The sequence below is a fragment of the Streptomyces buecherae genome, assembly GCF_014295035.1.
Taxonomy (GTDB): Bacteria; Actinomycetota; Actinomycetes; order Streptomycetales; family Streptomycetaceae; genus Streptomyces; species Streptomyces youssoufiensis.
The window spans coordinates 4,872,501-4,897,561 of record NZ_CP060404.1 but is presented as its reverse complement, the minus strand read 5'-3'; the positions used below and the strand labels follow the sequence as shown (position 1 = coordinate 4,897,561).

21 protein-coding genes and 2 rRNA genes (1 of these 23 only partly in view) are annotated in these 25,061 nt (G+C 69.7%); 14 read left to right on the top strand and 9 right to left on the bottom strand.

Annotated elements, in window-relative coordinates; all coding sequences use genetic code 11:
- The first annotated feature begins 142 nt into the window (after positions 1-142).
- From pstS to pstB, 4 genes are all read left to right on the top strand, one after another.
- On the top strand, positions 143-1,261 hold the full coding sequence (gene pstS, locus H7H31_RS19090; protein WP_187063275.1) for a phosphate ABC transporter substrate-binding protein PstS: 1,119 nt from the start codon (positions 143-145) through the stop codon (positions 1,259-1,261).
- Between the two features lie 132 nt (positions 1,262-1,393).
- Positions 1,394-2,401 (top strand): phosphate ABC transporter permease subunit PstC, encoded by a 1,008-nt coding sequence (gene pstC / locus H7H31_RS19085; RefSeq protein ID WP_187063274.1) that lies wholly within the window; start codon positions 1,394-1,396, stop codon positions 2,399-2,401.
- Positions 2,402-2,504: 103 nt separating this feature from the next.
- A complete protein-coding gene (gene pstA / locus H7H31_RS19080; protein WP_187063273.1) occupies positions 2,505-3,584 on the top strand; it encodes a phosphate ABC transporter permease PstA in 1,080 nt (359 codons plus the stop codon).
- 56 nt (positions 3,585-3,640) lie between these two features.
- On the top strand, positions 3,641-4,417 hold the full coding sequence (gene pstB / locus H7H31_RS19075; protein WP_187063272.1) for a phosphate ABC transporter ATP-binding protein PstB: 777 nt from the start codon (positions 3,641-3,643) through the stop codon (positions 4,415-4,417).
- 419 nt (positions 4,418-4,836) lie between these two features.
- Here the strand turns inward: pstB and H7H31_RS19070 are convergent, their stop codons facing one another.
- Both H7H31_RS19070 and H7H31_RS19065 read right to left on the bottom strand, forming a co-directional pair.
- Entirely contained in the window at positions 4,837-5,835 is a 999-nt protein-coding gene (locus tag H7H31_RS19070) for an inorganic phosphate transporter (protein WP_187063271.1), read from the bottom strand.
- Positions 5,836-5,841: 6 nt separating this feature from the next.
- Positions 5,842-6,462 carry a DUF47 domain-containing protein gene (locus H7H31_RS19065; protein WP_176162428.1) on the bottom strand — a complete coding sequence of 207 codons (621 nt, stop codon included), beginning with the start codon at positions 6,460-6,462 and terminating at the stop codon, positions 5,842-5,844.
- Positions 6,463-6,757: 295 nt separating this feature from the next.
- Here H7H31_RS19065 and H7H31_RS19060 point away from each other — a divergent pair, with 295 nt between their 5' ends.
- On the top strand, positions 6,758-7,171 hold the full coding sequence (locus tag H7H31_RS19060; protein WP_269475470.1) for a metal-sensitive transcriptional regulator: 414 nt from the start codon (positions 6,758-6,760) through the stop codon (positions 7,169-7,171).
- A gap of 93 nt (positions 7,172-7,264) precedes the next feature.
- Here the strand turns inward: H7H31_RS19060 and H7H31_RS19055 are convergent, their stop codons facing one another.
- Both H7H31_RS19055 and H7H31_RS19050 read right to left on the bottom strand, forming a co-directional pair.
- Positions 7,265-7,483: a hypothetical protein gene (locus H7H31_RS19055; protein WP_187063270.1), complete on the bottom strand. Its 219-nt coding sequence runs from the start codon at positions 7,481-7,483 to the stop codon at positions 7,265-7,267.
- Between the two features lie 164 nt (positions 7,484-7,647).
- Complete coding sequence (locus H7H31_RS19050) at positions 7,648-8,607, bottom strand: hypothetical protein (protein WP_187063278.1); 960 nt, start codon at positions 8,605-8,607, stop codon at positions 7,648-7,650.
- A 189-nt stretch (positions 8,608-8,796) separates the two neighbouring features.
- Here H7H31_RS19050 and H7H31_RS34080 point away from each other — a divergent pair, with 189 nt between their 5' ends.
- Together H7H31_RS34080 and H7H31_RS19045 are read left to right on the top strand one after the other, a co-directional pair.
- Positions 8,797-8,997, top strand: coding sequence for a hypothetical protein (locus H7H31_RS34080; RefSeq protein WP_232109953.1), 201 nt, complete (start codon positions 8,797-8,799; stop codon positions 8,995-8,997).
- A 215-nt stretch (positions 8,998-9,212) separates the two neighbouring features.
- On the top strand, positions 9,213-10,814 hold the full coding sequence (locus tag H7H31_RS19045) for an FAD-binding oxidoreductase (protein ID WP_187063269.1): 1,602 nt from the start codon (positions 9,213-9,215) through the stop codon (positions 10,812-10,814).
- A gap of 229 nt (positions 10,815-11,043) precedes the next feature.
- Here H7H31_RS19045 and H7H31_RS19040 read toward each other — a convergent pair whose 3' ends face one another.
- Complete coding sequence (locus H7H31_RS19040; protein WP_187063268.1) at positions 11,044-11,796, bottom strand: phosphatase PAP2 family protein; 753 nt, start codon at positions 11,794-11,796, stop codon at positions 11,044-11,046.
- 293 nt (positions 11,797-12,089) lie between these two features.
- Entirely contained in the window at positions 12,090-13,070 is a 981-nt protein-coding gene (locus H7H31_RS19035) for a bifunctional lytic transglycosylase/C40 family peptidase (protein ID WP_269475469.1), read from the bottom strand.
- A 374-nt stretch (positions 13,071-13,444) separates the two neighbouring features.
- Here H7H31_RS19035 and H7H31_RS19030 point away from each other — a divergent pair, with 374 nt between their 5' ends.
- The 7 genes from H7H31_RS19030 (at position 13,445) to H7H31_RS19000 (ending at position 21,857) form a co-directional block, all read left to right on the top strand.
- Positions 13,445-13,651, top strand: a complete 207-nt coding sequence (locus H7H31_RS19030; protein ID WP_308118161.1) for a DUF397 domain-containing protein — start codon at positions 13,445-13,447, stop codon at positions 13,649-13,651.
- Between the two features lie 379 nt (positions 13,652-14,030).
- Complete coding sequence (locus H7H31_RS19025; RefSeq protein ID WP_176162433.1) at positions 14,031-14,339, top strand: hypothetical protein; 309 nt, start codon at positions 14,031-14,033, stop codon at positions 14,337-14,339.
- Between the two features lie 509 nt (positions 14,340-14,848).
- Positions 14,849-15,727 (top strand): hypothetical protein, encoded by an 879-nt coding sequence (locus H7H31_RS19020; RefSeq protein WP_187063266.1) that lies wholly within the window; start codon positions 14,849-14,851, stop codon positions 15,725-15,727.
- A complete protein-coding gene (locus H7H31_RS19015) occupies positions 15,717-17,033 on the top strand; it encodes a hypothetical protein (protein WP_187063265.1) in 1,317 nt (438 codons plus the stop codon). Before H7H31_RS19020 ends, H7H31_RS19015 begins: the two co-directional genes overlap by 11 nt.
- 2 nt (positions 17,034-17,035) lie before the next feature.
- Positions 17,036-18,583 (top strand): SCO6880 family protein, encoded by a 1,548-nt coding sequence (locus H7H31_RS19010; RefSeq protein ID WP_187063276.1) that lies wholly within the window; start codon positions 17,036-17,038, stop codon positions 18,581-18,583.
- Between the two features lie 22 nt (positions 18,584-18,605).
- Positions 18,606-20,078: an ATP-binding protein gene (locus tag H7H31_RS19005; protein ID WP_222625321.1), complete on the top strand. Its 1,473-nt coding sequence runs from the start codon at positions 18,606-18,608 to the stop codon at positions 20,076-20,078.
- A 3-nt stretch (positions 20,079-20,081) separates the two neighbouring features.
- Positions 20,082-21,857 (top strand): P-loop NTPase family protein, encoded by a 1,776-nt coding sequence (locus H7H31_RS19000; protein ID WP_187117979.1) that lies wholly within the window; start codon positions 20,082-20,084, stop codon positions 21,855-21,857.
- Positions 21,858-21,907: 50 nt separating this feature from the next.
- Here H7H31_RS19000 and H7H31_RS18995 read toward each other — a convergent pair whose 3' ends face one another.
- The 3 genes from H7H31_RS18995 to H7H31_RS18985 form a co-directional block, all read right to left on the bottom strand.
- Complete coding sequence (locus H7H31_RS18995; protein WP_187061443.1) at positions 21,908-22,444, bottom strand: GNAT family N-acetyltransferase; 537 nt, start codon at positions 22,442-22,444, stop codon at positions 21,908-21,910.
- A gap of 105 nt (positions 22,445-22,549) precedes the next feature.
- Positions 22,550-22,666, bottom strand: a 5S ribosomal RNA gene (gene rrf / locus H7H31_RS18990).
- A 73-nt stretch (positions 22,667-22,739) separates the two neighbouring features.
- Positions 22,740-25,061, bottom strand: a 23S ribosomal RNA gene (locus H7H31_RS18985) (it continues 801 nt past the right edge of the window).

Sequence of the window (25,061 nt, the reverse complement as noted above, 5' to 3'; positions counted from 1 at the left end):
TGCCTAATTTCGGCCTTACACAGTGCGAGTCGCACCAGCCAATGGGCATCGCGCCAGGCAGGGAGCACTAGCCCTGTCACCGACATCGACTCTCTCTTCGCACGCCGTCCCCACCGGCGGCTTCTGGAAGGAACTCCCGAAAGTGAAGCTTCAGCGCAAGAACCGGCTTCGCGCCATTGCCGCCGGTGCTCTCGCCGTGTCCGGCGCCCTGGTCCTCACGGCGTGCGGCTCGGACGACAACAGCGGCGGGGACGGCGACAAGAAGACCAACGGGGCGATCAAGTGCGACGGCAAGGGCAAGATCCTCGCCTCCGGTTCGTCCGCGCAGCGTGACGCCATGGACCTGTGGGTCAAGGACTTCGGCAACGAGTGCAAGGACATCAGCGTCAACTACAAGGGCACTGGCTCGGGCGCTGGCATCCAGGAGTTCCTGCAGGGCAAGACGCAGTTCGCCGGCTCCGACTCGGCGCTCAAGCCCGAAGAGGTCACCGCGTCGAAGAAGGTCTGCAAGACCGGCCAGGGCATCAACCTGCCGATGGTCGGCGGCCCGATCGCGATCAGCTTCAACGTCTCCGGCGTGGACAAGCTGACGCTCGACGCCGAGACCGTCGCGAAGATCTTCGACTCGAAGATCACCAAGTGGAACGACAAGGCGATCCAGAAGCTCAACCCGGACGCCAAGCTGCCCGACCTCAAGATCCAGGCGTTCCACCGCTCGGACGACTCGGGCACCACCGACAACTTCACCAAGTACCTCAAGGCCGCCGCCCCCTCGGCGTGGCCCTACGAGCCGGCCAAGGCGTGGGCGGGCAAGGGCGGCCAGTCCGCTGACGGCTCCTCCGGTGTCGCCGCGCAGGTCAAGCAGGTCAACGGCGCGATCTCGTACTTCGAGCTCTCGTACGCGGCCTCCAACGGCACCAAGACCGTCGACCTGGACACCGGCGCCGACGCGCCGATCCCGGCCACCGTCGAGAACGCCTCCAAGGCCATCGCCGAGGCGAAGGTCGTCGGCACCGGCAAGGACCTCGCGCTGAAGCTCGCGTACGACACCAAGGCCCCGGGCGCGTACCCGATCACCCTGGTCACGTACGAGATCGCCTGCGACAAGGGCAACGACGCCGGCAGCCTGGCGGCCCTCAAGTCCTTCCTCGGCTACACCGCCAGCGAGGCCGGTCAGGGCTCGCTGAAGGAGCTGGGCTTCGCCCCGCTGCCGCCCGAGGTCGCCACCAAGGTCCGCGACACCGTCACCACCCTCTCCTAACCCCGAGCGCGGCTGGTCCCCGGTAGCTCGCACCCCAGGTGGGCGTGCGGCACGAGAACGGGGGCCAGCCGCGCCTTCCGGTGCACCGCCGCGCCAGGAGCCGCACCCAGGCTCCGCAGACCGGAGAAACACATGGACATAACACCCACCTCCCCCACCAGCCCGCCACCCGAGAAGCAGCCGCCGCTCGCGGTGGACAAGGTGAGCTCGGGCAAGGCCACCCGGCCCGGTGACCGGATCTTCCTCGGCCTCTCCCGTGGCTCCGGCATCACCCTGCTGGTCGTCATGGCGGCCATCGCCCTCTTCCTGACCGTCCGGGCCGCCTCGGCGCTCAGCAAGAACGAAGGCAACTTCCTCACCACCTTCGAGTGGAACGCCGACAGCGCGGAGCCCAGCTTCGGCATCGCGGTCCTGCTCTTCGGCACCGTCGTCAGCGCCATCATCGCGATGATCATCGCGGTCCCGGTGGCCGTCGGCATCGCCCTGTTCATCTCGCACTACGCCCCGCGCGCCATCGCCGCGCCGCTCGGCTACGTGATCGACCTGCTCGCCGCGGTCCCCAGCATCGTCTACGGCCTGTGGGGCGCGCTCTTCCTGGTGCCGCACCTCGAAGGGCTCTACAAGTGGTTCGACGACTACTTCGGCTGGACCGGCATCCTGGCGTACAACGACGGCACGCCGCGTTCGCTGTTCACCATCGGCATCCTGCTCGCGATCATGATCCTGCCGATCGTCACCAGCGTCAGCCGTGAGGTCTTCCTCCAGTCCCCGAAGATGCACGAGGAGGCGGCGCTCGCGCTCGGCGCGACCCGCTGGGAGGTCATCCGGATGTCGGTGCTGCCCTTCGGCCGCTCCGGCATCATCAGCGCCTCCATGCTCGGCCTCGGCCGCGCGCTCGGCGAGACGATGGCCGTCGCCACGGTGCTCTCCACCAGCTTCGACATCCAGACCAGCCTGCTCGACGGCGGCGGCGGCACCATCGCCCAGAACATCGCGAGCGGCTTCAAGGAAGCCAGCGACGACGGCCGCGACGCGCTGATCGCCTCCGGCCTAGTGCTCTTCCTGCTGACCCTCGTCGTCAACGGCGCCGCCCGCCTCATCGTCGCCCGCCGCAAGGAGTACTCGGGGGCCAACGCATGAGCCACGCTCCCCTGGCCCCTCAGGCGCAGACGCAGACGCAGACAGACCAGCTCGCCGCACCTTCGCGCCGTGTGGGCGGAGAGATCATCGAAAGGTGCGGGGCATGAACGACATCATGGTCGACAAGACCACCGACTTCGCCAGCGCTCCGAAGACCTCGACGCTGCGCCAGCCGCGCCTGCCGGCCTGGGCCCCGATCGGCCTGGTCGCCCTCTCGATCCTGCTCGGCTGCGGCATCGGCATCGCCGCCGACCTGGACAGCAAGATCCAGTGGGGCCTCATATCGGCCATCCTGTTCGTGGGCATCACCTTCGCCCTCACCGCGAAGGTGGAGGGCAAGCGGCAGGCCAAGGACCGGCTGGCCACCAGCCTGGTCTGGGTCTGCTTCCTACTGGCGATCGTCCCGCTGGCCTCGCTCATGTACGAGACGATCGACCGCGGCTCCAAGGTCCTCGACGGCGCCTTCCTGTCCCACTCGATGAACGGCGTGCTGACCACCCAGCCGGGCGGCGGCATCTACCACGCGATCATCGGCACCCTGGAGCAGGTGGGCATCGCCACCCTGATCGCCGCCCCCATCGGCCTGCTGACCGCCGTCTACCTGGTGGAGTACGGCCGGGGCAAGCTCGCGAAGGCGGTCACGTTCTTCGTGGACGTCATGACCGGCATCCCCTCGATCGTCGCCGGTCTGTTCATCCTCAGCCTGTGGATCATCATCCTCGACTTCGACTACTCGGGCTTCGCCGGCGCCATGGCGCTGGCCATCCTGATGATGCCGGTCGTCGTCCGCTCCACCGAGGAGATGCTCAAGCTCGTCCCGAACGAGCTGCGCGAGGCGTCGCTGGCGCTCGGCGTGCCCAAGTGGCGCACCATCCTCAAGGTGGTCCTGCCGACCGCGATCGGCGGCATCACCACCGGCGTCATGCTCGCCATCGCGCGTATCGCCGGTGAGACGGCGCCGATCGTCCTGCTGGTCTTCGGCGAGAAGGTCATCAACAACAACCCCTTCGAGGGCGCCCAGTCGTCGCTGCCGTTCTACATCTACGAGCAGTGGAGCCTCGGCAACGAGGCGTCCTACGACCGCGCCTGGGCGGCAGCCCTCGTGCTGATCGCCTTCGTCATGATCCTGAACCTGGTCGCGCGCGGCATCGCCCGCTGGAAGGCCCCGAAGACCGGCCGCTGAGGCCCCGTACTCCGGCTCCGCCGCCGCGGGGTCGACGTAGAAAAGAAGTGATTCACATGGCCAAGCGCATCGACGTCAGCGGCCTCACCGCGTACTACGGCTCGCACAAGGCCATCGAGGACATCTCGATGACCGTCGAGCCCCGCTCCGTGACCGCCTTCATCGGCCCCTCGGGCTGCGGCAAGTCCACCTTCCTGCGCACCCTCAACCGCATGCACGAGGTCACCCCCGGCGGCCGGGTCGAGGGCAAGGTGATGCTGGACGACGAGAACCTCTACGGCTCCGGCGTCGACCCCGTCTCCGTGCGCCGCACGATCGGCATGGTCTTCCAGCGCCCCAACCCGTTCCCCACCATGTCGATCTTCGACAACGTGGCGGCGGGCCTGCGCTTGAACGGCTCGTACCGCAAGAGCGAGCTGAACGACGTGGTCGAGAAGTCGCTCAAGGGCGCCAACCTCTGGAACGAGGTCAAGGACCGGCTGAACAAGCCCGGCTCCGGCCTCTCCGGCGGTCAGCAGCAGCGCCTGTGCATCGCCCGCGCCATCGCGGTCGAGCCGCAGGTCCTGCTGATGGACGAGCCGTGCTCGGCGCTCGACCCGATCTCCACCCTCGCCATCGAGGACCTGATCGGCGAGCTGAAGGAGCGGTTCACGATCGTCATCGTGACGCACAACATGCAGCAGGCGGCCCGCGTCTCGGACCGTACGGCCTTCTTCAACCTCGCCGCCGTCGGCCAGCCCGGCAAGCTCATCGAGATCGACGAGACCGAGCGGATCTTCTCCAACCCGTCCGTGCAGGCCACCGAGGACTACATCTCCGGCCGCTTCGGCTGATCGGCCCGGCGCTCGCCCCGAGGTACGCGCCACGGGGCGGGCCGTGCAAGAGCAGCTTTGCGGTGCTGCATGGCGGTGCCACCGCAAGGCGATGGGCCCGCCCCCCGGCTCCCGGGGGGCGGGCCGCACCATCCCCGGGCCCGGCACACCGGCGTACGACGCGCTCCCGCCGGCCCGAGAGCCCACGACCGATCCTGCCGAGCCCTACCGATCCGCGGCTGGACCGCCCCGCGCGTACCCGGCCGGGTGCCGAGCGGGAGGCGGGTGGCGGGGAACGGAAGGCGGGCGGCGGAACGCGTCGCGGGCCCCCGCGACATCTGCCGCGAGGGCCCGCGTCACGGGACAGCCGCCCCGAGGAGCCCGGCCGCGTCCGCCGGGTCGTGCGCCCCACCGGGCGCCGGTCAGCCGGACGAGGCGGATCAGCCGAAGGCCAGTCGCACGATCCAGTAGCTCACGGCGGCGACCACCGCCGCGGCCGGCATCGTGATGAACCAGCCCATGATGATGTTCTTGGCGACGCCCCAGCGGACCGCCTTGACCCGCCTGGTGGCGCCCACGCCCATGATTCCCGAGGTGATCACGTGCGTCGTGGAGATGGGCGCGTGGAACATGAAGGACGCGGTGTACATCACCGAGGCCGCGGTCGTCTCGGCCGCGAAGCCCTGCGGCGGGTCCAGTTCGATGATCCGGCGGCCCAGGGTGCGCATGATGCGCCAGCCGCCGGCGTACGTACCGAGCGAGAGCATCAGCGCACAGACGATCTTCACCCAGACCGGGATCGGGTCGCCCGAGTCCTCGACGTCGGCGATGACCAGGGCCATCACCACGATGCCCATCGTCTTCTGGGCGTCCTGGAGCCCGTGCCCGAGCGCCATGCCCGCCGCCGACACGGTCTGCGCGATGCGGAAGCCGCGCTTGGCCTTGTGCGGGTTGGAGTTCCGGAACATCCACATGATCGCGACCATCACCAGATAGCCGAGGATCAGGCCGACGAACGGCGAGACGAACATCGGGATGACGATCTTCTCGATCACCCCGGACCAGATGACGTCGATACCCCCGGCGAGCGCCGCGCCGACCATGCCGCCGAACAGGGCATGCGAGGACGAGGACGGCAGGCCGTAGTACCAGGTGACGAGGTTCCACACGATCGCCCCGACCAGCGCGGCGAAGAGGATGCCCATCCCCTTGTCGCCCTCGGGCGTCTGGATCAGCCCTTCACTGACGGTCTTGGCGACCCCGCTGCCAAGGAAGGCTCCGGCGAGGTTCATCACCGCGGCCATCGCCAGCGCGGCGCGCGGCGTCAGCGCCCGGGTGGAGACGGAGGTGGCGATGGCGTTGGCGGAGTCGTGGAAGCCGTTCGTATACGTGAAGAAGAGCGCGACCCCGATGGTCACGACGAGCGCGAAGGTGTCCACCGTGGGTCAGGACTCCTTGACCGCGATGGTCTCGACGGTGTTGGCGACGTGCTCGAAGGCGTCGGCCGCCTCCTCCAACACGTCGACGATCTGCTTGAGCTTGAGTACGTCCATCGCGTCGTACTTGCCGTTGAACAGATGGGCCAGGAGCTTGCGGTGGATCTGGTCCGCCTGGTTCTCCAGCCGGTTGACCTCGATCCAGTACTCCGTGAGGTTGGTCATGGTGCGCAGGTTCGGCATCGCCTCGGCCGTCAGCTCGGCGGCCCTGGCCAACACCTCGATCTGCTGCTCGACGCCCTTGGGCAACTCCTCCACCTGGTAGAGGACGACCAGGTCAACGGCCTCCTCCATGAAGTCCATGATGTCGTCGAGCGACGAGGCGAGGGTGTAGATGTCCTCGCGGTCGAACGGCGTGATGAAGGACGAGTTGAGCTGGTGGAAGATCGCGTGGGTCGCGTCGTCGCCCGCGTGCTCCGCCGCCCGCATGCGCTCGGCGATCTCGGCCCGAGCGGAGGAGTCCGCCCCGAGCAGTTCCATGAGGAGCTTGGAGCCGGTCACGATGTTGTCCGCTGAGGCGGCGAACATGTCGTAGAAGCTCGTCTCCCTGGGGGTCAGACGAAAGCGCACTGGGGCATCCTCTGGGTGCAGCGGATTCGGTCTCGTTGATGCTAGGCACAACATCCGGCCATGGCTAACCGGCATTCCACCAGTGTCGCCTATCGGGCAGAGTGCCTATAACGGGGCCCGGCCGCCATCAGCTCCATTCGGTACCATGTACCCCGTAGGGGTATATGAGGCTCTCACCGGTCGAAAGGACGCCATGACGACGACGGCAGCCGACAGCGGGGCCGCCCGCGATGGCGACCAGCCCCAAGCTCCCAGCGACGCCCTGCCCGCCACCACATCAGCCGAAACCGGCGAGATCACGGCGGCGACGCAGGTCACAGTGTCCCGCGCGGACGGGGCCCGCGACCAGACCCGTGACGCCACCTCGTCCTGCGCGGGCCATGCGAGCGAGGTCACAGGCGACGCCGCCACGGGCGGCCCGCCCGGACCGCACGGGTACACCAAGCAGCGCGACCAACACCTCAAGCGGCTGCGCCGGATCGAGGGACAGATCCGTGGCCTGCAACGGATGGTTGACGAGGACGTCTACTGCATCGACATCCTCACCCAGGTCTCGGCCAGCACGAAGGCGCTGCAGTCCTTCGCGCTGCAACTGCTCGAGGAGCACCTGCGGCACTGCGTCGCGGACGCCGCGGTGCGCGGCGGCGAGGAGGCCGACACCAAGGTCGCCGAGGCCACGGCCGCCATCGCCCGGCTGCTGCGCACCTGACCGCACCGCCGACCGGCCCGCCGGTCGGCGGCCGGTTCGATCGGCGGCGGCGCGCGCCGCGCGGGTCGCGGGTCGCGGGTCGCGCCGAGCGGCTCAGGAAGCGCTGTGGTCGTGGTCTCTCTCACGCTCGCGAGCCGGCTCAGAACTGGCGGAATCTGATCGGTCCACATGGACGCGGAGCACGGCGTCGATGTGGTCCGCGCTCATCCGCTCCTCGGCCACGCTCGACGCGGCGATCATCAACTCGCCGTACAGGTCGATCTCGACGAGGGCCACATGGTCCGAGACCGACGGCCCCTGACGCGCCACCATGTGTGTCACCTCCTCCGAGCCCGGGCCTGTCGGCCGCTCTGGTCACCGCCGTGGTCGCCGGACTTCTCGCCGGCCGTGTCGCCAGCGTTCCAGCGTAGGGACAGGCACACACCGCGCACATGGCACGGATGGGTCATTTCCATGGGCCGAACCCGTCCGCGGAGCTAATTCTTCGGCGAATCGACCGTGCCCGCGTAGATATCCGCGGGCTTGGGAGGACGCAGGGCGACCGCCGCGCCGAATGCGTACAACTCGGTCGTGGAGACCACGTCCGTCTCCCGGCGTTGCCCACCGGCGGCGTTGGTCATGGTGAACCGGTGCCGGATCTTCCGCAACCGGCCCCGCGCGTCGAGGAAGGCGTCGAAGCGCACCGCGTCGGTGGCGAACCCCCGCGCCGCGGCCCGCAACACCCCACGGGCGTACGGCTCCGCGGCGCGCGCCGCCGCGTCCAGGTCGGCGACACCCCGGTAGTGCCGCAGCCCGCCGCGCGCCGGCGCCCCACGCCCGACGACGCTCACCTGCCGGGCGCCGCGCAGGAGTTGGGCCGCCACCAGCGGGTCGGTCGCGCCCCCGGTGACCAGGTTCCCGTCGGCGACCCGGGTGCTGTCCACCCGCACCCAGCGGTCGTCGGGCACCCCCGCGCCCCGGTTGAACAGGAACAGCTCGGCGGGCGCGAGGAGTTCGGTGATCGGCTCGTGCTCGTCGTCGCCCACCGCGTCCTTCGGCAGACGCACCCGCAGCCGCCCCATCCGCTCGACGAAGTCGTAGCCGCCGCTGCCCTGGATGGCGACCCGGGTCGCGCCGGCGGCCGTCTCCACCGACGTACGCACCCGGGCGCTACCGGCCCGCGCGAGCGCCCCCGCGGCCTCGCGCAGCACCGCCGGCGCGGCACCCACCTCCCGCTCGGCGGGCTCGGCGGAACCGGTGAGGTTCGCCCCCGGGTCGCCGATCGGGCCGCTGCCGATGTCCCACTCGTCGGCGACGCGCTCCTGGGCCAGCCCCTCGCCGGCCTCCTCGGGATCGGCGCGCGACGAGCACCCGGCCGTGGCCACCAGCGTGACCACGAGGCCGCCCGCCACGACGGCGACCGCGCCACCGCCGCACCTGTGCCGCCGCACCGACATCCGGACCGATCTCTGGACCCTCATCGACGTCCGACCCCCTGACCGTTGTCGCGCCCGTGTCCCACGCGTCGCGCCGCGCCCCGCGTACCGCACCGGACACAGCGCGGGCCGGGCCGTCATGACGACGGTGAAATATGTTCCGTTCAACGATCGCCCCTGAGGGCCGTCACGGCCGGGTAGCGTGGGTACGTGCTTGACTCGGGCTCCGACATACACGAGACGACCACCATCGAAACGGGCGCCTTCTGCCTCGCCCGCTGCTCTTGCGGCTGGTCAGGACCCGCGCGCAGAGCCCGCTCCCGGGCTCGTACCGACGCCGACGAACACCGCGCGACACGGGCGGCACACCCCGTGCCCTCCGTCCCCGCTCCTCCACACACCGGTCGCTGACAGCGCATCGAGGCCGCCTCGGGCGCGCCGGCCAGCCGCGCGCGCCCCCTCTCGGCCAGTCGGCCACAGCTCACCCCTCCCCCGCCGACCCCGCATACTAGGCCGAGAATGTCATGGCCATGCCTCCTCGTGCGGGTCCGCGACCGCCGCCACGGAACCGGCACCCGCCGTACGCCCTCTGCGTAGAGGAGACCCACATCGAGAGGGAGGGCAGGATGGACAGGCGCACACTGCTGGCAGCCGGCACCGGACTGGCCGTGACGGCCACGGGGACCGTCGCGTGCGACGGCGAGGCCAGCCCGCCTGCCCCGAGCAACGAGGGCGGCGCCCCACGCACCACCCCGCGCGAGGCCACCTCACCCGCCACCACCTCGGCCTCGGCCCGCGCCGGCAAGCCCCGGGCCGCCGACTGGACCGCGCTCGGCAAGGGGCTGCGCGGCGGCCTGATCCGCCCGTCCGACGCCGACTACGCCCAGGCCAGGCAGCTCTACAACACCCGCTTCGACCACCAACGCCCGGCCGCCATCGCGTACGTGGCCCACACCTCCGACATCGCCGAGTGCCTGGCCTTCGCCCGGCGCCACGGCACCCCCCTCGCCATCCGCAGCGGCGGCCACAGCTACGCCGGCCACTCCGGCGGCACCGACCGGCTGGTCATCGACGTCTCCCGGCTGCGCTCCATACGCACCGGCGCCGGCACCGCGACGATAGGCGCCGGCGCCAAGCTCATCGACGTCTACACCAGCCTCGGCGCCCACGGCGTCACCATCCCCGCCGGCTCCTGCCCCACCGTCGGCATATCCGGCCTCACCCTCGGCGGCGGCCACGGCGTGGTCTCGCGCGCGTACGGGCTCACCTCCGACAGCCTCGTCGGCGCCACCGTCATCACCGCGGACGGCAAGGCGGTGCAGACCGCCAAGGACCGGGAGGCCGAGCTGTTCTGGGCGCTGCGCGGCGCGGGAAGCGGCAATTTCGGCGTCGTGACCGAACTCCGCTTCCGCACCCACAAGGCGGCGGCCGGCGTCAGCGCGTACCTCACCTGGCCCTGGTCGAAGGCGGCGGCCGTACTCCGCGCCTGGCAGGCGTGGGGCCCGACGCAGCCCGACGAGATCTGGTCCGCGCTGCACTTCTCCGCCGCCCCCGGCCGCACCCCCACCGTCTCGCTCAGCGCGTTCTCCCTCGGCACCTACGGCGACCTGCAGAACGCCCTCGACCGCCTCGCCGACGCGGCCGGCGCCAGCGCGAAGAGCGTGAGCCTGCGCCGCCGTAGCTACCTGGACGCCATGCGCGTGTACGCCGGCTGCTCCACCCACTCCACCACCCAGTGCCACCTGTCCGGCACCACGCCGGGCCGCGAGGCGACGGGCGCGCTGCGCCGCGAGACCTACGGCGCCCGCTCCGACTTCTTCGACCGCTCCCTGAACCAGCAGGGCATCCGCGCCCTGCTCGACCAGGTGGAGCGGTACGGCCGGGGCACCGGCGGCGGCGCGGTCAGCGTCGCGCTCACCGCGCTGGGCGGCGCGGTCAACCGCGTCGCCCCGCTGGCCACCGCCTTCGTGCACCGCAGGTCGCGGATGCTGGCGCAGTACACCGCCTCGTGGCCGGCGGGCCGTTCGGGCGCCACGCAGACGGCCTGGCTGGACAGCGCCCACGCGGCCATGCGCCGACACGCCTCCGGCGCGGCCTACCAGAACTACGCCGACGCGGGCCTCAAGGACTGGCGCACGGCCTACTACGGCGCCGCCGCGAACCGGCTCACCGCCGCGAAGAAACGCTACGACCCGAATCGCCTCTTCACCTTCGCGCAGGCGCTGTAGGGCGGGACCCGCGCGCAGACGCTGTGGGACAGGGTCGGTCAGCGGGCCGGACGGCGGGGCTTGTCGGCGGGGTCGATCAGCGGGCCCGGACAGCGGGGCTTGTCGGCGGAGCCCGCGCGGTGCACGCGCTCGCGGGTCGCCGCGACCGGAGCCCGCGAACAGCACTGGGCCCGGCGCCCACGGGTCGCGTGGGGCCGGGCCGGTGTGTCCGCGTCGGGCGGGCGGGCCGTCAGGCCGCCAGGTCGCTGTCGTGCCGCTTGTCGGTGACCGGCGTGACGGCGGGGCCGCCCGGCCCGCGCTGGGCCACCGATCCGGCCGGCTCCACCGCCGGGCCGCCGGCGTTGGCGCGCACCAGCCAGCTCCCGCGCGAGTTGGCCACGGTCGTGGCCAGCGGGGTCAGCAGCATCATCGCCAGCGGGGCGAGCAGCAGCGTCACGGCCGTGCCGAGCGCGAAGCCGCCGACCACGTCGGTCGGGTAGTGCACGCCCATGTAGATCCGGCAGAAGCCCGCGAACAGCGCCACGACCAGCGCGATGACACCGTACTTCCGGTTGACCATGAAGATGCCCACGGCGATCGCCGCGACCAGCGTGGAGTGGTCGCTCACGAACGAGTAGTCGCTCTTGCCCGCCACCAGCACCTCGAGCTCCTGCGGGTGGTCCACGAAGGGGCGGGGGCGCTTGACGAAGCCGCGGATCGGGATGTTGGCCAGCAGCGCGATGCCGGCCGCGAGCGGCGCCCACGCCAGGCCGGCGACGGCGCTCGCCGCGTCGGAGCGCTTGCGCGCGCTCCACCAGGCGCCGAGCAGCAACGCGAGCAGGCCGAAGACGACGCCGAACTCGCCGATGAACTCCATCAACCGGTCGCACCAGTGCGGCGCGTCCTCGGCCAGGCCGTTGATGTCGTAGAGCAGGCTGACATCCGGGTTCGACCCTTCCCTGACGTCTGCTGCCAGGGGGGACCCCAGTGTGAGTCCAGCCATCTGCCGCGGCCCCTTATCTCTTGCACGTCACGCCCGTCGCTGCAAGCAACCGGCCGCCCCCGCGGTCCTCAACCAAGTGTGCTGCTATTCCACTCGAAGAAAACGCCCGTGTGGGGCAACGCGTTCCACTCTCCACCCAACGATCACCAGGACGTTATCGAAGGGTGACCCATCGTCGCAGCTCAGAAAGACGGCATCACGGAGAGTTCCAGCCACGCTACACCTCGACGGATGCCGTTGATCGACTTCCGCTCAGCGCGTCAGCCCCGTCAGCCGAAGGGGCCCGCGCCATCTCAGGCTTCGCCATCCCGGGGCTCGGGGAGCGCTTTTGCGCCATCTTTGGTGACCCGGGTCGCCCCGATGTAGTCCGGCGTATCGATCGGGTCGTAACGGATGACCGCCCCCGTGTACGGAGCATTGATCATCTTTCCGCCACCGACGTAGATCCCCACGTGGTGAATGGAGCGCGGGTCCTGTAGGTCGTACGCGAAGAAGACCAGGTCACCCGGTTGCAGTTCGTCGCGGCTGGGGTGCGGCCCGGCGTTCCACTGGTCGTTGGCCACGCGCGGCAGCTCGATGTCCACCGAGGCGTAGGCGGCCTTCGTCAGCCCGGAGCAGTCGAACCGCCCGCCGTCGGCCGCCGTCCCGTTGCCACCCCACAGGTAGGGCTTGCCCAGTTGCCGCTGCGCGAAGTAGATCGCGGCCGCCGCCTGCCTGGACGCCGCGACGGGCTGCTTCGGCGCCGCGAAGCTCTTGGCGAGCGTGGTGATGCGCCGCACGTAGTTCTGGGTCTCGTTGTACGGCGGCACTCCGCGGTACCTGACCACCGCGTACGAGCCGGCGTTGTAGGAGGCCAGCATGTTGGCCGTGAGGTCGCCGGGCACGTCCTTCACGTACTTGGCCAGCGCGCAGTCGTAGGCCGCCGCGGAGGGGATGGCGTCCGCGGGGTCCCAGATGTCACGGTCGCCGTCGCCGTCGCCGTCCACCCCGTACGCGGCCCAGGTGCCGGGGATGAACTGCGCCAACCCGCGCGCGTTGGCCGGGCTCACGGCCTTGGGGTTCCAGCCGCTCTCCTGGTAGAGCTGCGCGGCGAGCAGCGCCGGGTTGATGGCGGGGCAGCGGTTGCCGTGCTTCTGGACGAGGGGCGCGTACGCGGCCGGAACGGTGCCCTCCGCGAGCTGCACGTCGCCGGTGGAGCCGCCGCTCGTGGCCCTGCTCGCGATCATGTACGTACCGAGAACGAGCAGCACGACGAAGGAAAAGGACAGCCCCATACTGATGCCGACACCGAGCCAGACCTTCTTACGCACCGGGCCATCCTCCCCCATCCGGCCCCAACCGGGCGCTCCACGGACGTGATTCGCACGGTACGACGACGGCCCCCGACTTGGCGAGAGGGCACCTGACGCGCCCCGACGCACGCCCCGGGGCACGGGCGGTCACGCGGCGCGAGGACCCGGGCGGCGACGGCGCCCGGGGCCGGGTGACGGGCGGCGCGGACGGCCGGCGGGCGACCACCGCCACAGTCCGCGCGACTACAGTCCACCGTGCGGCCACCCACCGCGACACGGGGGCGCGACGGGGGCGGGAGGGTGACCTCATACCCCGTCACCACCCCGTCGGCACACGCGACAAGGACGACCACGCGATGGACATGAACCAGCTCGACTGGCAGCGCGCCGTACCGGAAGGGGAGGACCCGCCCGAGTTCCTCGAGGTGGCCGCGGGGCCCGACGGCCGCGTCTACCTCCGGGAGAGCCGCGACCGGGACCAGGTGGTCGTCACCACCCGGGCCAAGTGGGACGCGTTCATCAAGGGCGTCAAGGCGGGGGAGTTCGACGACTTCGTGGCGTGAGGGGAACCATCGGATAGCCGGGAGCGCGAGCGGGTACACCCGTAGACGCACCAGGCGGAGGCCAGCAACCGCCGCCCGGGCCCGCGTTGACCGCGCCCCACCCGGGACGCTTTCTCCACAGACAACCACACGTCCATTGCTCACCGTCACCGACCGTGATACACAGAGTGACGAACACCCATCGCACCAACACTTCTCCGGGCCGCGTTTGTACGGTGTGACCGCAGGTCAGAGCGGCGAAGCTCGGATCCGATACGAGATCCGCCAAGAAATGCCGCCAAATCGACATGCGACAGTGGCAACTTCGGCGAAGATAGAGACTGACCCGTGCCGCACGGCAAGGCGGTACACAACTACCCATAAGGGGCGGTGAGTTCACATGTACTTGGCAGCCGAAAAAGGCGACATCACCACCATCATCGGCGGAATCGCCCCCGACTGGGGGCCTTTCGGGAGCTTGGGCAACGAAGCGCGCATCATGATCGAGGTCGTGATGGCCGTCTCCATCCTGCTGTGCCTCGGCATCGCGATCTGGGGCGCGGCCAAGCAGCGCATCGGCGCCACGGCCCTGCGCGACACGTTCAGCGCCGAGCAGGGCAAGGGGCTGATCGTCGCGGGCCTGACCGGCGTCTTCATCATCGGCTCGCTCGGCACGCTCTTCACCATCGTGTACGGCATGGCCGTCTAGGCCGCCGGCCTCGCCCCACGCGGACGCGCCGCCCGCCGTCCGCGCCACCGCGCGGCGTACGGGCCCTCACCCAGCCCGTACGCCGCGCGAGCCCACCCCGCCCCCACCCCGCCCGACCGTTCCACGCATACGAGCCCCTCTGCTCGTCCCTCCCCTCCCACGAGGCCGCAAGCTGATGCCCACACCTCCAGGCCACTCGGACCGCCACCCGCGCTCCCCGCGGCCCGGGCGGGACAGGCGACAGCCACGTCGCGCCGTCGCCACTTCGACCTCCCGCCTCTCCCCCGGTCCCGCTGCTGAGGTTGTGTCAGCCTGATGTGCACTCACACCATCGCCCCCGCGCTCCGCCGCGCGCCGCTACCGTCGTACCTGGGCGCCGCGAGAGCGGCGGCGGACGAGACGACGGCCGGCACGGCGGCACCCGGACGGGCCGCCCTCCGCGGGGCGGGCGCGGCCGAGCCGCGGTGCGCCGCGGAGACCGAGGCCATGGGCGAAGGGGCGGGCGCGCGATGAGTCCCCACGGCGACGATCACTACGACTCGTACGGCGGCGACCACGGCCCCGCCGGCACCGACGGGCGGCTGACCCGCACCCGGCTCCCGGACGGCGACGGCGACGCGTTCGGCACCGGCCGCCGCCCCCGCCCGACCACCAAGCCGAGCCGCAGCCTGCTCACCGTCGTGACCGTCGTCGTCCTCCTCATCGCGGCCATCGCCTTCGCGAACCGCGGCGGCGGCGACTCCGACGACGGCGACGGCGGCGGCTCGGGCGACGCCAAGGGCAACCAGGCCCAGTCCACCGCCCCCACCGGCGAACGCCCCGTCAAGGGCAAGGACACCACCACGGGCATCGCCACCGGCTTCCCCCGCACGGAACAGGGCGCCCAGAGCGCGGCGGCGAACTACGCGGTGGCTCTGGGGTCGGTCGAGATGTACTCCCGGGACTCCCGGCACGCCATCGTGAACACGGTGTACGCCCCGGAGGCGGCCGCCGCCCGGCAGGCCCCGCTGGACAAGGTGTACTCCAGTGAGAAGCTCCGTACGGCCATCGGGCTCGACGCCGACGGCAAAGCGCCCAAGGGCATGACGTTCGTGTGCCGCAGCAACCCGATCGGCACTAAGATCGTCGACTTCAAGGGCAACACCGCGAGCGTGGCCGTCTGGTACTCCACCCTGGTCGGTATGGCGGGTGAGGACTCCAAGTGGCCCGTCACCGAGGGTTGGTACACGAAGACGTTCGAGCTCAAGTGGATCGACGACGACTGGAAGGTGACCGACTACCAGCAGCAGGACGGGCCGGCACCCGTCGGCCGGGACCAGACCGCGTCGTCGGCCGAGGAGATGGCCGATGCCGTCCAGAGGTTCGGAGGGTTCACCTATGCCCGCTAAACGTCGCCGCTCCCTCACGCTGGCCGCGCTGTTCGCCCTGAGTCCCACCGCGGTCCTGCTGCTCGCCACGCGGGCAACCGCTGAGCCGACCCCGAAGCCGTCGGCGAGCGACAACGGGCACTGCGATGACTACCCGGACGAGCTGAAGGACCTGTGCGGCGACAAAGACGGAGGGGGCTCCGGCACGGACGACCCCACCGCCCCCATCGACCCCGCCGCCTCCCTCGCCCGGTCCTGCGCCAAGGCCGCCTCCTGGCTCGTCGGAAAGCTCTCCGACATGGTCAACGAGACGGCGGGCGTCGACTTCACCAACGAGACGTTCCTGCGTCAGTACGCGATCGTCTTCGCCGCCTCCACCGTGCTCACCCTCCTCCTGTGGCTGCTCGCCGTCGCCAAGCGGGCGATCCGTGGGGTGCCGTTCATCGAGGCGATCACCGAGGCCATCGGGTTCCTCTGGCTCACCGTGCTGGCCTCGGCCTTCACGCCGTTGGTGCTCTACACCGTCGTCTCCGCCACCGACGCCGTCACGGAAGTGATCTCCACCGGGACGGGGGCCGACAACGACGCGTTCTTCGGCTCGTTCGCCGAGGCGCTCAAGAAGGACGAGGACATCGGCGGCGGGCCGATCATGCTCATCGTCGTGTCGCTGGTGACCATCCTCGCGGCCGGCGTGCTCTGCCTCGAACTCGTCATCCGCGCCGCCCTGCTCTACGTCGGCGCCCTGCTCGGCACCGCCGTCTACGCGGGCCTGGTCGACAAGAACATGTGGGGCCACGTCCGCCGCTGGGCCGGGCTCATGATCGCGGTCATCCTGGTCAAGCCGGTGATCGTCATCGTCCTCGGACTCGCCGGAGCGCTCTCGGGCGACGAGGGCCCCGACGCGTTCTCGGCCGTGGTCTCCGGCCTGTCGATCATCATCCTCGCCATCTTCGCGAGCGCGATGATCTACCGCTTCGTGCCCGGCTTCGGCGACGAGATCATCAACAGCCGCAACGCCAGCAGCGACGCCGCGTCGCGCCAGGCCGCGGCGATCGTCAGCTCCCCGGCCGCCCTGGTCAAGCAGGGCATGAACGCCCACAGCAACCGCGCCGTAGGACCGCCCATCGGCGGCGACGGCGGCGGCTCGTCCCAGCCGCGCGCCGCCAACCCCGTCTCCGGCGGCGTCGCGGCCCACAGCGCGCGCGGCGGCGACTCCGGCGGGGGCGGCAACCGCGCGCCCGCCGCCCCCGCGCCCCGTACGCCGAACCGCAACACGAACAGCAACACCAGTAACACCAGCAACACCTCGGGAGGTGACCGGCGTTGACGATTGAGGCCCAGTCCCACCCCATCGCGCCCCGCCGTACGTATCTGATCGGTCGGGCGCGCCCGAACGCGATCGTCGGCAAGAACCGCGAGACGGGCGAGATCGCCCTGATCATCGCGGGTGGCTTCGTCGGCATGATGTGCGGGTTGCTCGTGCCCGTCCTGATGCTGCGCATCATCACCCTGGTGGGCTTCCCCGCGCTGGCCCTCGGCGCGGTCTACGTCCCGTACCGGGGCCGCACGTTCTACAAGTGGTTCGAGATCAACCGCTCCTACCGTCGCATCACCCGCCGCGGCGCCACCTACCGCTCGACCGTCGCCGAGGCCGGCACCCGCCTCGACGGCCGGGAGGTCGAGGTGGGCCCGCCGCCCGGCATCGGGCACATCAACTGGCTCGCGGCGCCCTTCGGGCCCGACGAGATCGCCGTCCTGCTGCACGCGGACCGGCGCACCGTCACCGCCGCCATCGAGATCGAGGGCCCCGGCGTGGGCCTGCGCGACAGCGAGGACCAGGAGGCGCTGGTCGACCGGTTCGGCACGCTCCTCAAGCACGTGGCCAACGGCGACGGCTTCGTGACCCGCCTCCAGATGCTCGCCCGTACGCTCCCCGCCGACCCCGACGCGCACGCCAAGGACGTCGAGCGGCGCGGCGACGCGAACTCCCCGGAGTGGCTCAAGGACTCCTACGACCAGCTCCAGTCGATGGTCTCCACCTCCTCCGAGCAACACCGCGCCTACCTCGTCGCCTGCATGCACTACACCCGCGAGCTGTCCGCCGAGGCCCAGGCCATGGCCCGCGCCTCCCGGCACAGCGGCAAGCGCATCGACCGCGACGCGGGGCTCGCCGTCGTCATGGCCCGCGAGCTGACCGACATCTGCGCCCGGCTCGCCGAGGCCGACATCCGGGTCCGACAACCCCTCGGCCAGAGCCGGCTGGCCTCGCTCGTGCACTCGATGTACGACCCGGACCACCCCATCGACCACATCCAGGCCATGACCCAGCGCAACGCCTGGCCCGCCGAGCTCGACGCCATGGAGCCCACCTACCTCCAGGCCAAGACCCGCGAGTCCAGCACCCGCGCCCCCTGGTGCCACGCCACCGCCTGGGTCAAGGAGTGGCCGATGACGCCCGTCGGGGTGAACTTCCTCGCCCCGTTGCTGGTGCACACCCCCGACGTGATCCGCACGGTCGCGGTCTGCATGGACCTGGAGCCCACCGAGCTGGCCATCGAGCGGATGCTGACGGAGAAGACCAACGACGAGGCGGAGGCCAGCCGCCAGGCCAAGATGAACCGCACCGTCGACCCGCGGGACATCGCCGCCCACGGCCGCCTCGACCAGCGCGGCGACGACCTGGCCAGCGGCGCGGCCGGCGTCAACCTCGTCGGCTACATCACGGTCTCATCGCGCTCGCCCGAAGCCCTCGCCCGCGACAAGCGCACCATCCGCGCCTCGGCCGGCAAGAGCTACCTCAAGCTGGAGTGGTGCGACCGCGAACACCACCGGGCCTTTGTGAACACCTTGCCGTTCGCCACCGGCATCCGACGATAGGGGCTGCGCCGTGGTCGATCCGATGGGCGTCATCACCGAGGCCTTCACCAGTTTCGTCTTCGGGAAGGTGGAGACGACCCGGCTGCCGGTCCGCACCTCCACCGGCCAGGCCCAGGCCGTCTACCTGCCCACCGCCGCGCCCGGCCTCGGCGACTCCGGCGTGATCATCGGTCGCGAGGTGTACTCCGGCAAGGGGTACATCTACGACCCGTTCCAGTTGTACGGGCAGCAGTTGCCCGCCCCGCACTGGCTGGTGCTCGGCGAGTCCGGCAACGGCAAGTCCGCCCTGGAGAAGACCTACGTACTGCGCCAGTTGCGGTTCCGGGACCGGCAGGTGGTCGTCCTCGACGCGCAGGGCGAGGACGGCGTCGGCGAGTGGAACCTCATCGCCCAGCAGCTCGGCATCACGCCCATCCGCCTGGACCCGATGGCCGCCCTCGACGGCGGCATCCGGCTCAACCCGCTCGACCCGTCGATCACCACGACCGGTCAGCTCGCCCTGTTGCGCACCATCATCGAGGTCGCGATGGGCCACGGCCTCGACGAGCGCGCCGGCTTCGCGCTCAAGGTGGCGCACGCGTACGTCAACGAGACCGTCACCGACCGGCAGCCGGTGCTCACCGACATCGTCGAGCAACTGCGCCACCCGGAGCCGGACTCGGCCGAGTCGATGAACGTGGACCTGGACGACGTACGGGCCTGGGGCCTGGACGTCGCGCTGGTCCTGGACCGGCTGGTCGACGGTGACCTGCGCGGCATGTTCGACGGGCCGACCACGGTCGGCATCGACCTGGACTCGCCGCTGATCGTCTTCGACCTCTCGCACATCGACCGCAACTCGATCGCGATGCCGATCCTGATGGCGATCGTCGGCGTGTGGCTTGAGCACACCTGGATCAGGCCGGACCGCAAGAAGCGCATCTTCCTGGTCGAGGAGGCGTGGCACATCATCAACTCGCCCTTCGTCGCCCAACTCTTCCAACGGCTGCTGAAGTTCGGCCGCCGGCTCGGCCTGTCCTTCGTCGCGGTCGTCCACCACCTGTCCGACGTGGTGGACGGCGCCGCCGCCCGCGAGGCGGCGGCCATCCTCAAGATGGCCTCGACCCGTACCATCTACGCCCAGAAGGCCGACGAGGCGCGCGCCACCGGCCGGGTGCTCGGCCTGCCGCGGTGGGCCGTGGAGATCATCCCCACCCTCACCCCCGGCATCGCCGTCTGGGACGTCAACGGAAACGTCCAGGTCGTCAAGCACCTGATCACCGAGGCCGAGCGCCCGCTGGTCTACACCGACCGCGCCATGACCGAGGACTCGCTGACCGCCGCGCTGGCCGCCGAGGCGGAGGCCGAGGCCCGCGCAGCCGAGGCCGTCGAGCAGCGGCTCGCCGAGGAGGGGCTCGCGGGCGGGGCCGACGGGTACGACGGTTACGACAGGTACGGCCCGTACGCGCCCTACGGCCCACCCGCGTCCGGCACGTCCGAGTCCACGGTGGCCTAGGCGATGGCGGACCCGAGGCGGGACCGCGCGCCGGAGCGCGGCATTCCGGACGGCTTGCTCATCGGGGCGCTGCTGTTCCTGATCGGGCTGGCGCTGCTGACCTGGACGGCCACCGGCCTGGCCGGGCTGCTCGCGCACGGGGCCTGGCCGGAGAACGTGTCGTTCATCCGCACACCGCAGGCCGCTCGGCACCTGGTGCAGGACCCGGGGGACCTCGCCGCGGCCTGGCCGCACACCCCCCAGGAGGAGCTTTCGGGGTACGGGCTGTTCTGGGGCCTGTTCATCAGCGAGGTGCTCGTCCTGCTGGTCGTCGCGGTCTTCGTGGTCGGCACGGTCGCCCGCTACCGCCTGATGCGGGCCCGCCGCGCCGCCGACCGTCGCCAGGCCGCCGAGGAACGGGCCCACGCCCCGCACCCGCGACAGCCTCAGGACACCGCCCCGAGCACCAGCCCCGCGGGCCCCGTCGAGGCGGTCCCGGCCCCGGAGCCGTACGCAGCACCGACCGCGCCCGCCGCGCAGCCCGCCGCCATGCCCGACCCGCAACCGCCCATCGATCCCGCGGCCTACTTCACGGCCATCTTCCCGACCCCACAGCCCACCCCCGCTCCCACGCAGCCGGCCGCCCCCACGGCGGCCCAGCCGGCCGGCGCCAGCGGCCACGCCCAGGAGGCCGCACCCCAGCCACCGCCGCCCCCGACCCCCACGCCGGCCCCGGCCCCTGGGGCGAGTCCCGAGGCCGCGCCCGCGGCCCCCACAGCGTTCGGGACCCACGCCTCGCCCCCGTACGGCCCCGCCACGCCCGGTGGCGTGCCCGCGCAGCGGGACGGCGCCTGGCCGGGCGCCGAGCCCCCGTCGCGGGTCCGGTACGGGACGGCCGCCGAACGTCAGGACGCGGCCCTGCACGCGATCCTGGAGGCGGCCGGCCCGACGCTGGTCACCAGCGGCGACGCGACGCTGTGGGCGGAGACGACGGGTACGCGGGCCAAGCTGGGCCCGGTGCACGTCTTCGACCCGAGCCACCTGTTGGACACGCCGGCCCGCCTGCGCTGGAACCCCGCCAGCGGCTGCGAGGCGCGGGAGGTCGCCGCGGCCCGCGCGGTGGCGCTGCTGGCCCCGGTCCGCCCGGCCTCGCTCATCGACTCGGCGACGGCGGACGCGGCGGAGACGCTGCTGCGCTGCTGGCTGCACGCGGCGGCGGTGGACGGCCGCCCGTTCCGCCAGGTGCACCGCTGGGCCCAGGGCTACTCGGCGCACGAGCCGGTACGCATCCTGCGGACGAACCCGAAGGCGACCAGCGGCATGGCCGGCGAGCTGGAGTCGACGCTCACCGCGCACCCCGAGCGCCGCGACATGGCGCAGGAGCTGACGGCCCGCGCCCTGGCGGCGCTGTCCTCGATCCACATCCGGGACGCGTGCAACGCCAGCCGCGCCGACGCCCTCGCGCTGGAGTCGTTCGTCGGCGAGGGCGGGACGCTGTACGTGGTGGGCGAGTCGCTGGAGAACCCGCGGACACAACCTGGCGCGATGCCGCTGCTCACCGCGCTGGTCGCCAGCGTCGTCGAGCACGCCCAGCAGACGGCCAAGCGCTCCCCCGGCGGCCGGCTGGACCCGCCGCTCACGCTGGTGCTGGACGACATCGCCGGCGTGGCGCCGTTCCCCGCGCTGCCCGAGCTGATGACGAGCGGCCCGGCACAGGGCCTGGAGGCCCTGGCCCTGATGCGGTCGCCGGAGCAGGCACGGGCCCGCTGGCCGCGCACGCACGGCAGCCTGGTGGGCTGAGACCCGACTCCCCGGCTCGCCGGCCACTCCGGGCTCGTGCTTCACCCGACTTACGGTCGGAACAGGGCCAGCTCGTACTCGGTCTCTTCCGGTCGGTTCGGGTACGGCATGGTCTCGCCGGTCTCGGCGAATCCGAGCTTGGCGTAGAAGGCGCGGGCGCGTTCGTTCTCCTCGTGCACCCAGAGCCGTACGCGTTCGACGCGGAACTCGGGCAGTTCCCAGGACCATTCCAGGGCGGCGCGGAACAGTTCGCCGGCGAGCCCGGTGCCGCGGCACTCGGGCCGGGTGTAGACGCCGGTCAGATGGGTCTGTGCCCGGTCCCGTTCGACCAGTACGACGGCCATGCCCGCGAACGGCTGCTCCGCACCTGGGCCGTCACCACCGGTCTCGGCGACGAAGGTCTTCAGCTCCTCGCCGGCCTCGCCCTGTTCGGCGCGCTTCTGCCAGAGCGAGTCCGGCCCCTGGGCCGCCCGCTCGTACGTTTCCACGAAGGCGACCCGCGCCACCGGATCGGCGAGTGCGGCCATGCGCAGTTCCTTGAGACGAGGCCACTCGTCGCCCTTGATACCCCTGACCACATAGCTCATGGCCACAGGATCGCAGTACGGAGCGGGCTTCTCCAGAACTTTTCCGGTAAACGCAGAAGAGCCTTGTGACGGATCGAAATCCGTCACAAGGCTCTTCTAAAAGGAGTTCGGCGGCGTCCTACTCTCCCACAGGGTCCCCCCTGCAGTACCATCGGCGCTGAAAGGCTTAGCTTCCGGGTTCGGAATGTAACCGGGCGTTTCCCTAACGCAATAACCACCGAAACACTATGAAATAAACCAACCGGACAATGACACAGTCGTTATTTCAGAACCAACACAGTGAACGCGAGCAACTGAGGACAAGCCCTCGGCCTATTAGTACCAGTCAACTCCACCCCTTACGAGGCTTCCATATCTGGCCTATCAACCCAGTCGTCTACTGGGAGCCTTACCCCATCAAGTGGGTGGGAGCCCTCATCTCGAAGCAGGCTTCCCGCTTAGATGCTTTCAGCGGTTATCCCTCCCGAACGTAGCCAACCAGCCATGCCCTTGGCAGGACAACTGGCACACCAGAGGTTCGTCCGTCCCGGTCCTCTCGTACTAGGGACAGCCCTTCTCAAGACTCCTACGCGCACAGCGGATAGGGACCGAACTGTCTCACGACGTTCTAAACCCAGCTCGCGTACCGCTTTAATGGGCGAACAGCCCAACCCTTGGGACCGACTCCAGCCCCAGGATGCGACGAGCCGACATCGAGGTGCCAAACCATCCCGTCGATATGGACTCTTGGGGAAGATCAGCCTGTTATCCCCGGGGTACCTTTTATCCGTTGAGCGACGGCGCTTCCACAAGCCACCGCCGGATCACTAGTCCCGACTTTCGTCCCTGCTCGACCCGTCAGTCTCACAGTCAAGCTCCCTTGTGCACTTACACTCAACACCTGATTGCCAACCAGGCTGAGGGAACCTTTGGGCGCCTCCGTTACCCTTTAGGAGGCAACCGCCCCAGTTAAACTACCCACCAGACACTGTCCCTGATCCGGATCACGGACCCAGGTTAGACATCCAGCACGACCAGAGTGGTATTTCAACAACGACTCCACACACACTGGCGTGCATGCTTCACAGTCTCCCACCTATCCTACACAAGCCGAACCGAACACCAATATCAAGCTATAGTAAAGGTCCCGGGGTCTTTCCGTCCTGCTGCGCGAAACGAGCATCTTTACTCGTAATGCAATTTCACCGGGCCTATGGTTGAGACAGTCGAGAAGTCGTTACGCCATTCGTGCAGGTCGGAACTTACCCGACAAGGAATTTCGCTACCTTAGGATGGTTATAGTTACCACCGCCGTTTACTGGCGCTTAAGTTCTCAGCTTCGCCAACCCGAAAGTCAGCTAACCGGTCCCCTTAACGTTCCAGCACCGGGCAGGCGTCAGTCCGTATACATCGCCTTACGGCTTCGCACGGACCTGTGTTTTTAGTAAACAGTCGCTTCTCGCTGGTCTCTGCGGCCACCCCCAGCTCAAGGCGTAAAGCCCATCACCAGAAATGGCCCCCCTTCTCCCGAAGTTACGGGGGCATTTTGCCGAGTTCCTTAACCATAGTTCACCCGAACGCCTCGGTATTCTCTACCTGACCACCTGAGTCGGTTTAGGGTACGGGCCGCCATGAAACTCGCTAGAGGCTTTTCTCGACAGCATAGGATCATCCACTTCACCACAATCGGCTCGGCATCAGGTCTCACCCTCATGTCATCCGGATTTACCTGGACAACGGGCTACACCCTTACCCCGGGACAACCACCGCCCGGGCTGGACTACCTTCCTGCGTCACCCCATCACTTACCTACTACCCCCTAGGGTCAGCGGCTCCACCACTCCCCTTTGCCCGAAGGCTCCAGGGCGGCTTCACGGCCTTAGCATCAGAAGATTCAGTATTGGGCGCTTCAAAGCGGGTACCGGAATATCAACCGGTTGTCCATCGACTACGCCTGTCGGCCTCGCCTTAGGTCCCGACTTACCCTGGGCAGATCAGCTTGACCCAGGAACCCTTAGTCAATCGGCGCACACGTTTCCCACGTGTGAATCGCTACTCATGCCTGCATTCTCACTCGTGAACCATCCACAACTCGCTTACGCGGCTGCTTCACCCGGCACACGACGCTCCCCTACCCAACCCAGCCCTCGTTGGAGGTACATGCTGGATTGACACGACTTCGGCGGTACGCTTGAGCCCCGCTACATTGTCGGCGCGGAATCACTTGACCAGTGAGCTATTACGCACTCTTTCAAGGGTGGCTGCTTCTAAGCCAACCTCCTGGTTGTCTCTGCGACTCCACATCCTTTCCCACTTAGCGTACGCTTAGGGGCCTTAGTCGATGCTCTGGGCTGTTTCCCTCTCGACCATGGAGCTTATCCCCCACAGTCTCACTGCCGCGCTCTCACTTACCGGCATTCGGAGTTTGGCTAAGGTCAGTAACCCGGTAGGGCCCATCGCCTATCCAGTGCTCTACCTCCGGCAAGAAACACACGACGCTGCACCTAAATGCATTTCGGGGAGAACCAGCTATCACGGAGTTTGATTGGCCTTTCACCCCTAACCACAGGTCATCCCCCAGGTTTTCAACCCTGGTGGGTTCGGTCCTCCACACGGTCTTACCCGCGCTTCAACCTGC

Excerpts from the sequence above, each read along its gene's own strand:
- H7H31_RS19030 (WP_308118161.1), top strand. The coding sequence starts at position 13,445 with ATGGACATGAACCAGCTCGACTGGCAGCGCGCCGTACCGGAAGGGGAG.
- H7H31_RS19020 (WP_187063266.1), top strand. The coding sequence starts at position 14,849 with ATGAGTCCCCACGGCGACGATCACTACGACTCGTACGGCGGCGACCAC.
- pstA (WP_187063273.1), top strand. The coding sequence starts at position 2,505 with ATGAACGACATCATGGTCGACAAGACCACCGACTTCGCCAGCGCTCCG.
- H7H31_RS19055 (WP_187063270.1), bottom strand. The coding sequence starts at position 7,483 with ATGGTGGCGCGTCAGGGGCCGTCGGTCTCGGACCATGTGGCCCTCGTC.
- H7H31_RS19015 (WP_187063265.1), top strand. The coding sequence starts at position 15,717 with ATGCCCGCTAAACGTCGCCGCTCCCTCACGCTGGCCGCGCTGTTCGCC.
- H7H31_RS19025 (WP_176162433.1), top strand. The coding sequence starts at position 14,031 with ATGTACTTGGCAGCCGAAAAAGGCGACATCACCACCATCATCGGCGGA.
- H7H31_RS19040 (WP_187063268.1), bottom strand. The coding sequence starts at position 11,796 with ATGGCTGGACTCACACTGGGGTCCCCCCTGGCAGCAGACGTCAGGGAA.
- H7H31_RS19050 (WP_187063278.1), bottom strand. The coding sequence starts at position 8,607 with ATGTCGGTGCGGCGGCACAGGTGCGGCGGTGGCGCGGTCGCCGTCGTG.
- pstC (WP_187063274.1), top strand. The coding sequence starts at position 1,394 with ATGGACATAACACCCACCTCCCCCACCAGCCCGCCACCCGAGAAGCAG.
- H7H31_RS19000 (WP_187117979.1), top strand. The coding sequence starts at position 20,082 with ATGGCGGACCCGAGGCGGGACCGCGCGCCGGAGCGCGGCATTCCGGAC.
- H7H31_RS18995 (WP_187061443.1), bottom strand. The coding sequence starts at position 22,444 with ATGAGCTATGTGGTCAGGGGTATCAAGGGCGACGAGTGGCCTCGTCTC.
- H7H31_RS19035 (WP_269475469.1), bottom strand. The coding sequence starts at position 13,070 with ATGGGGCTGTCCTTTTCCTTCGTCGTGCTGCTCGTTCTCGGTACGTAC.
- pstB (WP_187063272.1), top strand. The coding sequence starts at position 3,641 with ATGGCCAAGCGCATCGACGTCAGCGGCCTCACCGCGTACTACGGCTCG.
- H7H31_RS19005 (WP_222625321.1), top strand. The coding sequence starts at position 18,606 with ATGGGCGTCATCACCGAGGCCTTCACCAGTTTCGTCTTCGGGAAGGTG.
- H7H31_RS19045 (WP_187063269.1), top strand. The coding sequence starts at position 9,213 with ATGGACAGGCGCACACTGCTGGCAGCCGGCACCGGACTGGCCGTGACG.